The 14,382-nt window shown below is 71.6% G+C and carries 14 protein-coding genes; 5 read left to right on the forward strand and 9 right to left on the reverse strand.

Translation table 11 applies throughout. From position 1 onward, the window contains the following. Positions 1-37 precede the first annotated feature (37 nt). From GR130_RS41140 to GR130_RS35070, 3 genes are read left to right on the forward strand one after another with little or no spacing between them, the layout of a single operon-like run. On the forward strand, positions 38-247 hold the full coding sequence (locus GR130_RS41140; protein WP_159508430.1) for a hypothetical protein: 210 nt from the start codon (positions 38-40) through the stop codon (positions 245-247). After that, positions 231-752 (forward strand): DUF6879 family protein, encoded by a 522-nt coding sequence (locus GR130_RS35065; protein WP_201305083.1) that lies wholly within the window; start codon positions 231-233, stop codon positions 750-752. The genes GR130_RS41140 and GR130_RS35065 overlap by 17 nt, the downstream gene beginning before the upstream one ends. Beyond that, the gene (locus GR130_RS35070) at positions 749-1,582 is read left to right on the forward strand and encodes a helix-turn-helix domain-containing protein (RefSeq protein WP_159508431.1); all 834 of its coding nucleotides are present in this window, start codon (positions 749-751) and stop codon (positions 1,580-1,582) included. Before GR130_RS35065 ends, GR130_RS35070 begins: the two co-directional genes overlap by 4 nt. A 544-nt stretch (positions 1,583-2,126) precedes the next feature. Here GR130_RS35070 and GR130_RS35075 read toward each other — a convergent pair. From GR130_RS35075 to GR130_RS35095, 6 genes are all read right to left on the reverse strand, one after another. Further along, a complete protein-coding gene (locus GR130_RS35075; RefSeq protein ID WP_159508432.1) occupies positions 2,127-3,116 on the reverse strand; it encodes an ABC transporter substrate-binding protein in 990 nt (329 codons plus the stop codon). Between the two features lie 2 nt (positions 3,117-3,118). After that, positions 3,119-5,116 (reverse strand): ABC transporter permease, encoded by a 1,998-nt coding sequence (locus tag GR130_RS35080; RefSeq protein WP_159508433.1) that lies wholly within the window; start codon positions 5,114-5,116, stop codon positions 3,119-3,121. Further along, a complete protein-coding gene (locus tag GR130_RS40085; RefSeq protein WP_201305084.1) occupies positions 5,113-5,283 on the reverse strand; it encodes a hypothetical protein in 171 nt (56 codons plus the stop codon). Before GR130_RS40085 ends, GR130_RS35080 begins: the two co-directional genes overlap by 4 nt. After that, positions 5,283-6,470 (reverse strand): quaternary amine ABC transporter ATP-binding protein, encoded by a 1,188-nt coding sequence (locus GR130_RS35085; RefSeq protein ID WP_159508434.1) that lies wholly within the window; start codon positions 6,468-6,470, stop codon positions 5,283-5,285. The genes GR130_RS40085 and GR130_RS35085 overlap by 1 nt, the downstream gene beginning before the upstream one ends. Beyond that, the gene (locus GR130_RS35090) at positions 6,470-8,011 is read right to left on the reverse strand and encodes a GMC family oxidoreductase (protein ID WP_159508435.1); all 1,542 of its coding nucleotides are present in this window, start codon (positions 8,009-8,011) and stop codon (positions 6,470-6,472) included. Before GR130_RS35090 ends, GR130_RS35085 begins: the two co-directional genes overlap by 1 nt. Before the next feature lie 69 nt (positions 8,012-8,080). Further along, positions 8,081-9,598 carry an aldehyde dehydrogenase family protein gene (locus tag GR130_RS35095; RefSeq protein ID WP_159508436.1) on the reverse strand — a complete coding sequence of 506 codons (1,518 nt, stop codon included), beginning with the start codon at positions 9,596-9,598 and terminating at the stop codon, positions 8,081-8,083. A gap of 222 nt (positions 9,599-9,820) precedes the next feature. On the opposite strand from GR130_RS35095, the gene GR130_RS35100 reads away from it, so the two are divergent. Next, positions 9,821-10,612, forward strand: a complete 792-nt coding sequence (locus GR130_RS35100) for a hypothetical protein (RefSeq protein ID WP_159508437.1) — start codon at positions 9,821-9,823, stop codon at positions 10,610-10,612. An 80-nt stretch (positions 10,613-10,692) separates the two neighbouring features. After that, positions 10,693-10,902, forward strand: coding sequence for a DUF5988 family protein (locus GR130_RS35105; RefSeq protein ID WP_159508438.1), 210 nt, complete (start codon positions 10,693-10,695; stop codon positions 10,900-10,902). A 57-nt stretch (positions 10,903-10,959) separates the two neighbouring features. Here GR130_RS35105 and GR130_RS41145 read toward each other — a convergent pair whose 3' ends face one another. The 3 genes from GR130_RS41145 to GR130_RS35120 are packed head-to-tail and all read right to left on the reverse strand — an operon-like array spanning position 10,960 to position 14,323. Continuing rightward, the gene (locus GR130_RS41145) at positions 10,960-11,979 is read right to left on the reverse strand and encodes a hypothetical protein (protein ID WP_236573803.1); all 1,020 of its coding nucleotides are present in this window, start codon (positions 11,977-11,979) and stop codon (positions 10,960-10,962) included. A gap of 6 nt (positions 11,980-11,985) precedes the next feature. Beyond that, the gene (locus tag GR130_RS35115; RefSeq protein WP_328707580.1) at positions 11,986-12,408 is read right to left on the reverse strand and encodes a hypothetical protein; all 423 of its coding nucleotides are present in this window, start codon (positions 12,406-12,408) and stop codon (positions 11,986-11,988) included. Then, the gene (locus GR130_RS35120; RefSeq protein WP_443043719.1) at positions 12,395-14,323 is read right to left on the reverse strand and encodes a hypothetical protein; all 1,929 of its coding nucleotides are present in this window, start codon (positions 14,321-14,323) and stop codon (positions 12,395-12,397) included. The genes GR130_RS35115 and GR130_RS35120 overlap by 14 nt, the downstream gene beginning before the upstream one ends. Positions 14,324-14,382: the final 59 nt, after the last annotated feature.

Raw genomic sequence — 14,382 nt, forward strand, 5'->3', positions numbered from 1 at the left:
AAGGCCCAACCGGGGCTGTTCACAAGGGGGTTTCCTTATGCCGCGCGAGGAACTGATCCGACTTACCGGGAACGGCAGCGGCGGCCCGTGCGGAGAGGACGACTGCCCCAACGTCTACCGGACCGCATCGGGCTCCATCGTCGTTCAGGGCGACGTGTCCGACGCCTTCACGCCACCAGCCGGAGAAGGGATCGTGGAGATCCCCGAAAGCGTACTGAGGGAGGCTGTGCGTGCTCTTGGACGGTGAGGAGTGGCGGGACATGTTCCGGTCGAACCGGACCGAGGCGTGGCGCCTGGAGACCCTGCCGCAGTACCTCGTGCCGCAGGAATCCGGTGAACTCGCCGCCTTCCGGGCCGGCGAACGGATCGACCCGCACACCTACACGTCGGCATACGTGAAGGCACTGAAGGAACACCACGCAGCGGGAAAGCGCAAAGGCCGGGTCCGCATTGTCACCCGGCCGCTGTCCGAGTACCTGGAGTTCGAGTTCTCCCGGTACTACCGGCCACATGTGCTGGCCGGCGAGGACATTCGTATCCTCGACGTGACCAACCGTGCCAACCCTCTTGAGGGCGTCCAGGACTTCTGGATGTTCGACCGGTCCTCGGTCGTGCTCATGAACTATGAACCGGACGGCTGCCAGATCAGCCGCGAACTGTTCGAGGGTGACCCGGCACCGTTTCTCGCATACCAACGCATCGCGGTGGCCGAGTCCGTGCCGTTCGAGGAGTATGTGAGCTCACCGGGGTGACATTCGAACCGGAACAGTTGGGCTCCTCGGTCGGAGAACTGGCGGCCACGCTGAAGGCGTTGCGCAAGGGGGCCGGTCTCTCCGGAGACCGGCTCGCCAAACGATGCAACATGTCGCAGTCCAAGGTGAGCCGCATCGAGAACGCCCGGGTGCGCCCGTCCCTCGTGGACGTGGAGCAGATCCTGAGCGCCGTGGACGCACCCGCCGACGTGATCGAGCGCGTCTCGGCGCTGACGCGCCTGGCCAACACCGAGTGGCGGAACCTGCGAAGCCTGCGCCGTAAGGGGCTGGGCACCCGGCAGGCAGAGCTGAGAGCGCTGGAAGCGTCCTCCCACCACATGCGGTACTTCCTGCTGTCTGCCGTCACTGGCCTACTGGCCACCCCCGAATACATCCGCGCGAGCCTCGCGCACTCGCCCGCGGACACGAGCAAGGCCGTGGCCGGGAAGCTGCAGAGGCAGGAGATCCTGCACGATCGGACAAAGCGGTTCACGTTCATCCTGACCGAGCAGGCGGTCAGGTTTCCGCTCATCGAGCCGCATGCGCTGGCGATGCAGATGGACCGGCTGGCCTCTCTGACTCATCTGCCGAACGTCAGGCTCGGTGTGATCCCGCTGGATTCACCGGTGCCCGGCATACCGCTGAACACCTTCACCCTCTACGACGACCGGCTGGCGACAGCCGAACTGTCCACCGGATCGATGGTGTTCCGGGACTCCCGGGACGTGGGAGCGTTCCTGAACGAGTTCGCGGGCTACGAACGCTGTGCGTTGTTCGGGGAGCGTGCCAGAGAAATTCTCGCAGAGTGGTCGGCACACTGCCGCCGGTGATCTTTGGTCCAGGACGTGCATATACAAGGGTCCGTACCGACCCCCGGGACATCATGGGCATCCGAGATTTTCAGCCGGGAGGTGGCGGAGCCATGACCGACCCAGTCAGGTACACCCAGGACCCTGTAGAACTTCCCCTGGATTACTGGTTATTGGAGGGCGACCCCGCCCCCGGCTGCGAAGTGTGCGACGCGCTGTCCCGCCAGCGAAAAGAGGCGCGGAATCGGAATGACTGGCGGGCCGCCTGCGCCACCGCTCGGGAGATCAGGAATCACGAAGGTGCGCACGGCGGGGCGGCGTGACAACCATCGAGCGCACGGCACCGGACGCCGACGGCACCGAGGTCCGGCAAGCGCCGTCTGACGACCCGCGGTACTCGCATTCCGGCGTGGTGGCCATTCCCCCAGGGGCAGACGTTCCACCGTGCCCCTTCCCCTGCGCAATCTGCCGAGCCAAGGGACGTCAGCGATAGGGACGGGAGAAAGGAAATCCCGGGCGGGTCCGTCGGCGACGGGCCCGCCCGGGAAAAGGCAGCGGCGTGCGGCTACTTCTTCGGCAGCCACCGCTTCCACACGTCCGGGTGTTCCTGCACCCAGCGCTTGGCCGCCTCGTCGGCGGAGAGGCCGTTCGAGGCGATCATTTCGGAGACCTCGTTCTGGTTCTTCTTGTCCCAGCTGAAGTTCTTCAGGAACGCCACCGCGGAACTGCCGCTCTTGGCGAAATCGGTGTTGAAGTACTTCTGCAGGGGCGTGGTCGGATACGCGCAGTCGATGGACTGCGGGTCCTTGGTGCCCTTCGCCGCGCAGGCGTCGGTGTACGGGGGGAGTTTGACCTCCACCATCGGCACCTGGTTGAAGAGCCACTGGGGCTCGTACCAGTACGTCAGGAAGGGCTTCTTCTGCTTGGCGAACTGCTGGATCTGGGTGATCTGCGCGGCTTCCGAACCGGCGAAGACCACCTGGTAGTTGAGGCCCAGGTTCTTCACCAGCGCCTTGTCGTTGGTGACATAGGAGGGCGAGCCGTCCATCAGCTGGCCCTTGCTGCCGCTCTCCGACGTGCGGAGCTGGTCGGCGTACTTGTTGAGGTTCTTCCAGTTGAGAACGTCGGGGTGGGCGTCGGCCCAGTACTTGGGGACCCACCAGCCGATGTGGCCGGTGACGCCGTTGCCGCCGCCCGCCGTGATCGTCTTCTTGTCCTGGACGTAGCGCTTCTCCTGGTCGGGGTGGCCCCAGTCCTCCAGGATCGCGTCGACCCGGCCCTGGCTGAGCGCGTCCCAGGCGGGGATCTCGTCCACCTGAACGGTGTCGACGTGATAGCCCAGTTGGTGTTCCAGGAGGTATTTCGCGACCGCGACGTTGGCCTGGGCGCCGACCCAGGTCTGCACGGAGAGCGTGACGGACTTGGACCCCTTGGCCGCCGCGAACGGCGACGCCTGCTTGGTCATGTCGGCCTTGCCGCAGGCGGAGAGGGTCAGGAGCAGGGCTCCGGCCGTCGCCACCGAGGTGGTCACGAGCTTGATGCGTGTGCGGGTCATGGTCAGGCTCCCTTCCCCGTCGTCCGCCGTTCCGTCGGCTGGGTGACCCGGTCGAGCATCAGGCCCAGGCAGACGATGGCGACGCCCGAGACCAGGCCGAGGGCCAGGTTGCCGGTGGAGAGGCCGGTGACGACGTCGTAGCCGAGGGCGCCGCCGCCGACCAGGCCGCCGATGATGACGACGGCGAGGACGAGCACCACGCCCTGGTTCACGGCCAGCAGCAACGCGGGCCGGGCCAGCGGGAGTTGGACCTGCCGGAGGGTCTGCCAGCGGGTGGCACCGAGGGAGTGGGCGGATTCCATGGCGGCGGGATCGACCTGCCGCAGGCCCTGGGTGGTGATGCGGATGACGGCCGGCAGGGCGTAGACCACGGCCGCGGCGACGGCCGGGGCGCGGCCCACGGCGAACAGCGCCACGACGGGGATGAGGTAGACGAACTGCGGCATCGTCTGCATCACGTCCAGGACCGGGCGCAGCAGCGCCTCGAAGCGCTTGCTGCCGGCGGCCAGGATGCCGATGCCGAAGCCCAGCACCAGGGTCACCACCAGGGCGGCGAGGACCTGGGAGAGGGTGTCCATGGACGGGTTCCACACACCCAGTACGCCGATGGCGGCCATCGCGAGGACCGCGGTCAGGGCGGTGCGCCAGGTGCCGATGAGCCAGGCCAGCGCGGCGACGACGAGCAGCACGCCGTACCAGGGCAGCGCGGTCAGGCCGTCGCGCAGCGGGTTGAGCACCCAGTTGGTGAAGTGCGCGGCCCAGTCGGCGGTGCCGCCGAGGACGGGGACGCCGGAGTAGAGGTGGCCGACCATCCACTCCTTGAAGTCGTTGACCGGGCGGGCGATGGCCAGCGTCGCACCGGACGGCCAGACCGTCGAGCCGGACAGCCGGCCGACCAGGGCGAACGCCGCGGTGAGCACCGCGATCCCGGCCCAGGCGGGCCAGCCGCGCAGCCACTTGGGGCCGGTGGTGCCGGTGGCGGCGCCGACACGTTCGCCGGCCGCCGCGGTGGTGCGGTCCATGACGATGGCGAGCAGCACGATCGGGATGGCGGCGGCGAGCGCGGAGCCGACGTCCACCGAGGCCAGCGCCTGGTAGACGCGGTCGCCGAGGCCGGCCGCGCCGATCATGGAGGCGATCACGACCATGGACAGCGCCATCATGATCGTCTGGTTGACGCCGAGCAGCAGCTCCTTGCGGGCCAGCGGGAGCCGGGCGGTGAGCAGCCGCTGGCGTCCGGTGGCGCCGAGCGAGGAGACGGCCTCCAGGACGCCGGCGTCCGCGCCGCGCAGCCCGAGCGCGGTCAGCCGCGCCATCGGAGGCGCCGCGTAGATGACGGTGGCCAGCAGCGCGGCCGGTACGCCGATGCCGAAGACCAGCACGACGGGGAGCAGGTAGGCGAAGGCGGGGAGCACCTGCATGGTGTCGAGGACCGGGCGCAGGATGCGGAAGAGGCGGTCGGAGAGGCCGGCGGCGAGGCCGAGCAGCGCGCCGACGGCCACCGAGACGGCGACCGCCACGACCATCAGGGCGAGCGTCTGCATGGTCGGGATCCACATCCCGAGCAGCCCGCTGACCAGGAAGGAGACCAGCGCGGTGGCGGCGATCCGGAGGCCGGCGACGCGCCAGGCCAGCAGCGTCAGACCGGCGGTCACGCCGGTCCAGCCCAGGGCGAGCAGCAGCAGGTAGACGGCGCGTACCGAGATCACCACGGCGTTGCTGAGGTGGCCCAGGAAGTACACGAACAGCCAGTGGCTGTCACGGTTGTTGATGATCCAGTCGCTGGTCTTGCCGAGCGGGCCGGAGAGGTCGACGGTCAGCGCGCCGGGCCAGGCGGCGCCTGACCACTTCGCCTGGACGAGCGGGACCAGGACCGCCGCGGCGACGGCGAGCAGCAGGAGCTTGGCGAGGCCGCGGCGGCGCAGGAGGGTCTGCACCGGGCCGAACCGGTCGGCGGCGCCCAGCGCGCCGGGCGTGGTGGTGGGTGCTGCGGTACTCATGCCCGACCCCGCTTCACGGTGCCCGTCGGCACGTTCATCGCGGCGGCGCGCTGGGCCTCGCGCCAGTGGCGCAGCAGGGTGGCGCGCAGCCGGGCGCGGCGGCCGGCGGCGGGGGCGCGGGGGGTGATGGCGCGGGCGGCGCCGCGGTAGGGGGCTGCGGCGTACATCAGGCTGCCACCTCACCGTGCTCGTCGTGCTGCGGGCCCTGGAGGCGGGCGACGACGTTCAGCAGACAGGCGTGGTCGACGATGCCGAGACAGCGGGCGCCGTCCACCACGCGGACCGGGCCGCCGGTGCGGGCGACCGCCTCGATGGCGTCGGAGATCAGCGTGTCGGGGGCGAGCTCCGGGCCCTCGTCGGCCTCGCCGTCCTCGGCGGGGCGCATCGCGCGGCGCACGGTCAGCACCTGCTCGCGGGGGACGTCCCGGACGAAGTCGCGGACGTAGTCGTCGGCGGGCGAGCCGACGATCTCCTCGGGGGTGCCGAGCTGGACGATCCGGCCGTCGCGCATCAGCGCGATCCGGTCGCCGACCCGCAGCGCCTCGGCGAGGTCGTGGGTGATGAAGACCATGGTCCGCCCCTCCTCGCGGTGCAGGCGGACGACCTCCTCCTGCATGTCGCGCCGGATGAGCGGGTCGAGCGCGCTGAACGGCTCGTCGAACAGGAGGACTTCGGGGTCGACGGCGAGCGCGCGGGCGAGCCCGACGCGCTGCTGCTGGCCGCCGGAGAGCTGGCCGGGGCGGCGCTTCTCCAGTCCGGCGAGGCCGACCTTGTCGACGATCTCGGCGGCCTTCTCGCGGCGCTCCGTCTTGCCCATGCCCTGGATCTCCAGGCCGTAGGCGACGTTGTCGACGACGGTGCGGTGCGGCAGCAGGCCGAAGTGCTGGAAGACCATGGCGGCCCGGCGGCGGCGCAGTTCGCGCAGCGCGCCGCGGTCCATGGAGCGGACGTCCTCGCCGTCCATCTCCAGTTTGCCGCTGGTCGGCTCGATCAGCCGGGTCAGGCAGCGTACGAGGGTGGACTTGCCGGAGCCGGAGAGCCCCATGACGACGAAGACCTCGCCCTTGTGGACGTCGAAGGAGACGTCGCGGACGGCGGCGGTGCAGCCGGTCTTCTCGCGCAGCTCCTGGGCGCTGAGCCCGGCGACGTCGGTGTTCTCCGGAATGCGGTCCGCCTTCGGCCCGAAGACCTTCCACAGGTGCCGCACGGAGAACACCACGGGCCGCTCGTCCGGCCCGCCGTCCACCACGGTGTTCTTGTTGTCGGCGTGGTCGGCGTCAGCGGCGTGGTCGGCGTTGTCGTCGTTCTTACGGGGGTTGGGCACGTCAGATGCGCCGACGGAGGTGCTGGCCATCACGCATCACCTCCTTGAGTCGGGGTCGCGTGAAGCATTTGGGCGCACTTCTCCCCCACCATGAGCACGCCAATCATCGGATTGACCGCGGGCATCGTCGGGAAGACCGAGGCGTCCGCGATCCGGATGCCGTCAAGTCCCCGGATCCTCAACTCCGGGTCAACAACGGCGAGTTCGTCGTCGGCGGCGCCCATCTTGCAGGTGCCCGCCGGGTGGTAGACGGTGTGTGCGGCCTTGCGCACCAGCTCGCCGATCTCCGCGTCGTCGGTGACCTCGGGCCCGGGGAAGACCTCCCGCTTGAGCCACTTGGCGAACGGCTCGGCCTGGGCGACCCTGCGGGCCAGCTTGATGCCGTCGACGAGGGTCTGCCCGTCGTAGTCGCCCTCGTCCTCGAAGTACCGGAAGTCCAGCGCGGGCTTGACCTCGGGGTCCGCGGAGGTGAGGTAAAGGCGGCCGCGGGCGCGGGACTTGGGGATGTTGGGGGTCATCGACACACCGTGCTCGGGGCGCTCGTAGCCCAGCCGCTCGGGGTTGTCGGTGAACGGGATCTGGTAGAAGTGGAACATCAGGTCCGGGCCCTTGTGCTCCGGGTCCCGCTTGACGAACAGCCCGGCGTCCGAGTCCATCGCGGAGTTCCCCGGGATCGGCCCGTCGGTCTCCCACACGATCACCGACTCCGGGTGGTCGATCAGGTTCTCCCCGACGCCCGGCAGGTCCAGTACGCACTCGATGCCCAGCGCCTCCAGGTCCTTCCTGGGGCCGATGCCGGAGTGCATCAGCAGCCGCGGGGTGTCCACCGCGCCCGCGCACACCAGCACCTCGCGCGCGGCCTCGACGTACACCTCCTCGCCGTCCTTGGTGCGGACGTGGACGCCCTTGGCGCGGGCGCCGTCCAGCTCCAGGCGGTGCGCCCAGGTCTCCAGCAGCAGCGTGAGGTTGGGCCGGTCGCCGGCCTCCATGTGCGGGTGGAGGTAGGCGACGGAGGCGGACGACCGCTTGTTGTTCTCCGGGTGGTAGGCGAGGTCGAAGAAGCCGACGCCCTCGTCGAAGGGCCGGTCGTTGAAGCCCACGACCTCCGGCACGCCGAGCGCCGTCCGCGCCGCCTCGACCCAGTCGGTGGCGATCTGGTTCTGGTCCTTCTTCGCCACCCGCACGATGTTGTTGCGGAGCTTGCCGAAGAACGGGTCCATGTCGGCGGCGCCCCAGCCGGTGGCGCCGGCCGCCTCCCACTCGTCCCAGTCGGACGGCAGCGGCTTGAAGGAGATCAGCGTGTTGTGCGAGGAGCAGCCGCCGAGCACCTTGGCGCGGCTGTGCAGGATGTGCGAGTTGCCGCGTGGCTGCTCGGTCGTGGTGTAGCCGTAGTCGAGGTCGCCGCCGAGCAGGCCGAGCCAGCGGCGCAGCGTCAGGACGTCGTCACGGTCGATGTCGGACGGGCCGCCCTCGATCACCGCCACGGTGATGCCGGGGTCCTCTGTGAGCCGGGAGGCGATGACGGAGCCGGCGGTGCCACCGCCGACAACGACATAGTCGTACACGGGCATGAGGGGTGTGCTCCTTACTGCAAGAAGTGCGCGGGGTCCGGGAGTTGGGGGCTGCCGGGGGTACGGGGGTCAGCCCGCGAACCAGCGCACCGGCTCCGGCCGGAGGTTCTCGTAGATGTGCTTGCTCTCGCGGTACTCGTCGAGCCCGGAGGGGCCCAGCTCCCTTCCGATGCCGGACTTGCCGAAGCCGCCCCACTCCGCCTGCGGCAGGTAGGGGTGGTAGTCGTTGATCCATACGGTGCCGTGCCGCAGCCGGGCGGCGACCCGGCGGGCGCGCGCGGTGTCGGCGGAGAAGACCGCGCCGGCCAGCCCGTACTCGGTGTCGTTGGCGAGGGCGACGGCCTCGTCCTCGGTGGTGAAGGTCTCCACGGTCAGGATCGGGCCGAACGTCTCCTCCCGGACCACCGTCATCTCGCGATGGCAGCCGTCGAGCACGGTCGGCGCGTAGAAGTAGCCGCCGGCCGGGCGGACGTCGCTCGGCGCGGGGCGGGCGCCGCCGCAGCGCAGCCGGGCGCCCTCGGCCAGCGCCGAGGCGACGTACGCCTCGACCTTGTCCAGCTGCTGCTGCGAGACGAGCGGGCCGCACTCGACGCCCTCGGCGGTGCCGCGGCCCAGCTTGATCTTCTCGGCGCGGCGGGCCAGTTCGGCGACGAAGCGGTCCCGGACGGACTCCTCGATGATCAGCCGGGCGCCGGCCGAGCAGACCTGCCCGCTGTGGATGAACGCCGCGTTCAGCGCCTGGTCGACGGCGGTGTCGAAGCCCTCGTCGGTGGCGCAGGCGTCGGCGAAGACCACGTTCGGGTTCTTGCCGCCCAGCTCCAGCGCGATCTTCTTGGCGCCGGAGACCGCCGCCGCGCCCGCCTTCGTGCCGCTGGCCAGCCCGCCGGTGAAGGAGAACAGGTCCACGTCGGGGTGGTCGGCGAGCCGCTGCCCGACCGGCAGCCCGGCCCCGGTGACGATGTTGGCGACGCCGGCCGGGAGGCCCGCCTCGACCAGCAGCCCGACCAGGTGGACGGTCGAGAGCGGGGTGACCTCGCTGGGCTTGATCACAAAGGTGTTGCCGGCCGCCAGCGCCGGCGCGATCTTCCAACTGGCCTGGAGCAGCGGGTAGTTCCAGGGCGTGATCAGCGCGCAGACGCCGACCGGCTCGTGCACCACGATGCTGTGCACGTCCGCCGACCCGGCGTCGACGACCCGTCCGCCGCTCTCGTTCACCACGAGGTCGGCGAAGTAGCGGAAGGCGTTGGTCACGTCGTCGACGTCGACCCGCCCCTCCTCCAGCGTCTTGCCGGTGTCCCGGCTCTCGATCAGCGCGATCTCCTCGCGGTCGCGCTGGAGCAGGTCGGCGACCCGGCGCAGCAGCGCCGCACGCTCGGCCACCGCCGTACGGGGCCAGGCCCCGGCGCCGCCGCCGAAGGCCCGCTTGGCCGCCGCGACCGCCGCGTCGGCGTCCTCCGCGCCGCCCTCGGCCACGAGCTGGAGCGTCGTCGCGTCGGCGGGGTCCAGGACCTCCCGCGTGGCGCCGGACGCGGCCGTCAGCCACTCCCCGCCTACGTGAATGGTCGCGCTTGTCTCGGTTGCCGACACGTCGATCTTCTGCCTTCCACTTACCGATGCGTTCTCACCGCCGGCACCCCGGGGGCAGCCAGCAACGGGAACCCCTCCCCGAAACCCCTCGGCCTATGCCCAAACGTGCACGGAAAGTGACCCGAGTCACGTCGGGCACTCCATATGCGCCCGATTAGCCCGGAACGTACCCTGAATAGCCGTATGCCCTCACGGGAGCCCCTCGGGACCGGAGGTAGCGAGATGACCGGCACCCGCCGCACCCTCACCGCCCTGACCTGCGGCACGGCCCTCGTCGCAGCGACCGTCTGGAGCGGCGCCACGGCAGCAGCCCACAACCCCGGCAGCGAGGGCGACCTCGCGCACCGGACGGCCCAGCAGATCTCCGACGACGCCGTGCACGAGCTCCTCGCCGCGAAGTCCCTGCGCCTGCGGAGCACGACCAGCACCGACCCCACCCGGCTCGATCTCACCCTGGACCGCGAAGGCAACTGCGCCGGCCACATCAGCAAGGGCCCGCTCGGCCGGGTCGACCTGGTCAAGCGCGGCAAGAACGTCTGGGTGAAGCCCGACGCCGCCTTCTGGAAGAGCCAGTTCCCCGGCAACGACGGGACCGCCGCCGCCCGGGCCTACGGGGGCCGCTTCCTGCACGGCACCACCGACGACGACTTCCTCCAGCGCCTGACCGCCGCCTGCGACCTCAACAGCTTCCAGCAGGCGGTCGCCACCCCCGAGTCCTCCTCCCCTCCCGACCCGGCACCGCAGTCGCCCTCGTTCACCCTCACCAAGGGCCGGCCGACCACCGAGGAAGGGACCCCCGTCCTCCCCGTCACCAAGAAGGCCGGCGGCGCCGCCCAGACCGTCTACGTCGCCATCGAGGGCCGGCACTACCCGCGGAAGCTGGTCACCGAGATCGACGGCGAGACCGGCACCATCCAGCTCAGCGACTACGACCGGCCGGTCCCCTCCCACACCCCCGATCCCGGCGCCACCACCGACATCTCGGTACTGGAAGGTCCCGTCCAGAGCGTCTGACCCGACCGCCCGCAGGGCTGCTCGGGTAACGCCCGGCGAGCCGTCGGGGGCGGGTGCGAGGGGCGCGAGACACTGCGGGCATGGCGAGCAAGGCACCGAAGGCAGTACTTCAAGGCGGCCCCGAGGGCATCACGGAGCGGATCGTCGAGGTGGATCCGGACGGGGACGACCTGAAGGTTCCCTACCGCGGTGGCTATGAGCACTTCCGGGTCACGAAGCGGGAGTGGGACACGGCCGAGGGGCGGCTGCCCGTCTACGAGTGGTGGGAGCGCACGGAGCTGCCGGGATAGCTCCGCAGCTCCGTGCCCGGCGGGCGGGGCGGCCCGCGGGCCGCCCCGCCCGCCGGATCAGCTCGTGGGGGAGAAGGACTGCAGGGCCAGGTGCTCGGTCTCCTGCTGCCGGGGCCAGTCCGCCGCGGGCCCCAGGACGAGGACCGCGAACTGCCGGCCGTCCGCGGCGGCGAACGCGGTGTCGACGGCCTGGACGCGGATGCCGAGGCGGTCGCTGTCGTAGGCGTAGACCAGCTGGGCGCCGCTGGAACCGGACGGTCCGGGGACCGGGCCGAGGCTGATCTGCTGATAGCCGGGGTTGCCGGCGAGTCCCTGGGACGCCTGCTCCAGGGCCCGCTGGGGGGTGAGGCCGGATTCGGTGATCTGGAAGATCTGGAGCAGGTTGCGGGAGTCCGCCGAGGTGTAGAAGACGCCGGTGGGCCGTTCGTCGCGCTGCCAGCCGTCGGGGACGGCGAGGGTGAAGCCCTTGACGTCGTGGACGACGTGGTAGCCGCCCGGGGCGCCGGAGGCGGTGGGCGAGACGGTCGGCGTACCGGACGCGGTGCCGCCGGTGGCGGGCGCCGTGGGGGTGGTGGTGACGGAGGCGGACGAGGTCGGCGGGTGGGCGGCGGGCGGGCGTGCCGGGGTGCGGCCCCAGAGGAGGTAGGCGCCACCGGCACCGATCGCCAGGACGCCCACCACCGCTGCGGCGATGAGGGCCCTCGTACGGCGGCGGCCGGTGCCCGGAACGGGCGGTAAGGGCGGGTAAGGGGTCTCCGGTGCGGGTGCGAACGCCTCGGCGGCAGGCGGGAACGGCGCCTCGGGCACGGGTGGGAACGGCGCCACGGGCGCGGGTGGGACCGCGGGCCCTTCGCGTGGCGGCGCCGGGGTGCCGGAGGAGGCGAACGGCGGCCAGGGCACATCGGGCGGCGGGGCGCCGGCACCGGACGCCGTACCGTCCGCGGACGGCGCTCCCATCGACGGGGCGGTCGTCGGGCGGGGCGGCAGCGGGCCCGTGTACGGGCGGGCGGGGCGCGGGGGTCCGGTCTCCCAGGACTGGGTGTCCGGGTTCCAGTGCGGTGCGGGTCCGTCGGGCATGGCCGGTCAGCCTCCCAGGAGGGCGCTGACCGCCTGTACGACCGAGGCCCCCGAGGACAGCAGGCCGACGAGGGAACCGGCGTCGGTCAGGGCGGTGCGCAGCCGGGCCAGGCGGCCGGGGCCGGCTGCGCCGCTTTCGGTGATCTCGCCTTCGGTGTCGGTGAGTTGGGCGGTCAGGGCGGTGATCTCGGGGCTGCCCACGAGCCGCCCGAGGTCCTCCCGCAGCGCGCGGACGGCCTGGAGGAGTTCCTGCTGCGCCGGGTCGGTGGCGGGGGCGGAGCCCTGGTGATGGGTGACGGTGTTGTGGTTGCCGATGGCGAAGGCGCCCTGGACGCTGCCGATGTGGATCCCGTGGATGCCCTGGTCGGCGCCGCCGTTACCGCCGTTGCCGGGGTTGTCGCCGTTGCCGGGTGCGTCAGCCGTTGCCACGCTGGGGCCTGCCCTTCTTGGACGCGGAATCGCGCTGGATGGTGTTGTCGCCGTTGCTGATGAGGGTGTTGTGGTCGCCGATGCCCACGGCGCCCTGTGCGGACTCGACGTAGACACCGCCCTCGGCGATGTTGACGATCCGCTGCTCGAATTCTTCGGTCCGATAGCCGGCGTCGCGCAGCGCGGTCATGACCCCGGCCGCCACCCGGTCCTGAATGGACTTCAGGTAGCGGGCCACGTCCATGTCCTGGAACAGCGATGCCTCGCCGAAGGAGCCCAGCTCTCGGACCGAGGCGGCGGGCCCCTCGGGGAGGGCGCCGCCGTTGCCGCCGGTGAGCAGCCGCCAGGCGGTCCGCAGCCCGCGCAGCAGGGTGAGCACGGCGTCGCCGACGGCACGCGGGGTGTGGGTCAGCGCCCAGACCGCCGTGCCGAAGTGGCCGTGGTGGCGGTAGCGGTGGGCGATCCGGTCGGCGTCCTGGAAGAGCTGGCGCAGCGGCAGCAGCACATGCGGGGCGACCTCCAACATCAGCATGCCGCCCTGGGAGTGGACCCGCACGAACACGGTGGTGACCACGCCTTCGTTCCAGCCGCCGACCCTGATCCGCAGGAAGTGCCGGCGGGTCTCGCCGCCCTCCTCGATCGCGGCGGCCCGGTGGGCCTCGAACGCCGCCGGGTCGTACGGTGCCGCCGCGCGGGTCGGCAGCCCGTCGGCGGGGAGGAAGACGCACTCGTCGATCTCCAGGGCGCGCAGCCGGTCGCGCACCGCCGCTGCCGTCTGCGGTGATCCGGACGGGACGCGCAGCTCCTCGACCAGCGGGACGACACGGGCCAGGATCGCGCCGTTGTCGAGCGGTTCGGCCGCGCGGCCGGTTCGCGGGACCAGCTCCACCGAGAGCGACCAGGGCTTGACCGCCTCGCCGGCGCCGCGGAACGGGTCGGCGGCGCGGTACATCACGAGCGGCCCGTGCTGCTCGACCCGGACGCGGTGCCGCAGCCGCTGGAAACGGATGCCGTCGGACTGCTCGGCGGGGTCGGACAGCACGTCCGGGAAGCGCTCCCGGGACAGTTCGCGGGCCAGCACGTGGGCGAACCGGCCGCGCCGGAGGGCGACCAGCACGGCCAGCGCCACCGGCAGCAGCAGCGCGACCCAGACCGGGAACACCGCGGCGAAGCCGGACGAACCAGACGAGCCGGACACAGCCGCAGCGGAGCCGGGGCCGGCGTAGGGGCCCGGTCCCAAGCCGCCGCCGAGGGAGCCGGACCCCGAGGAGCCGGAGAAGAGGCTGTCCAGCAGCCAGGCGAGCGGGGACGCGAAGCTCGTCGCGGCATCGTCCCCGCTGAACGCCGCCACCGCCAGCCCCACCACGAGCAGGGTCAGCATGAGGCGGCCGTTCCAGCGGAAGAGGAGGGACAGGCCGCGGGCCAGCCACTCCGGGAGCGGCGCCCGGCGGACGTAGCGGCCGATCCCCAGCAGGACTACCGGGAGGACATAGGCCACCGCCAGCCACCGCGAGAGCGGGAGCGCCACGACGCAGGCGAGCAACATCAGCGCCGCCCAGCCCAGTTCGAGGCGGCGGGCCCGCAGGGCGTGGGCGAGCACCCGGGCGGCGTCGATGCCCAGGGACGGCGCGGCGAACCGCTCCTCATGGACGTACAGCTCGTCGATGACGGCATCCCGGAACGCCTCGTCCATGTACGTGCCGGCGCACAGCAGGCGGGTGGTGTCGCTGGCGCCCGGCGGGACGGGCAGGACCGGCGGGAGGGGGGCGGCGGCCGGCGCGGCGCCCGCGGACTGCTCGGGCACGCCCTTGCTCAGCCGTGGCGGACCGCCCGACCGCTCCGGCTCCTCCGGCTCCTCCGGCTCCTCCGGCTCCTCCGGCTCCTCCGGCTGCGCAGACACATCCGTACCGCTCATCGGCCTCCCCCGTCGCCGCTGTACCGACTACCCGCCTCAACGTGCCGGTGTGCGGGCGC

This window comes from Streptomyces sp. GS7 (genome assembly GCF_009834125.1).
Classification (GTDB): Bacteria; Actinomycetota; Actinomycetes; order Streptomycetales; family Streptomycetaceae; genus Streptomyces.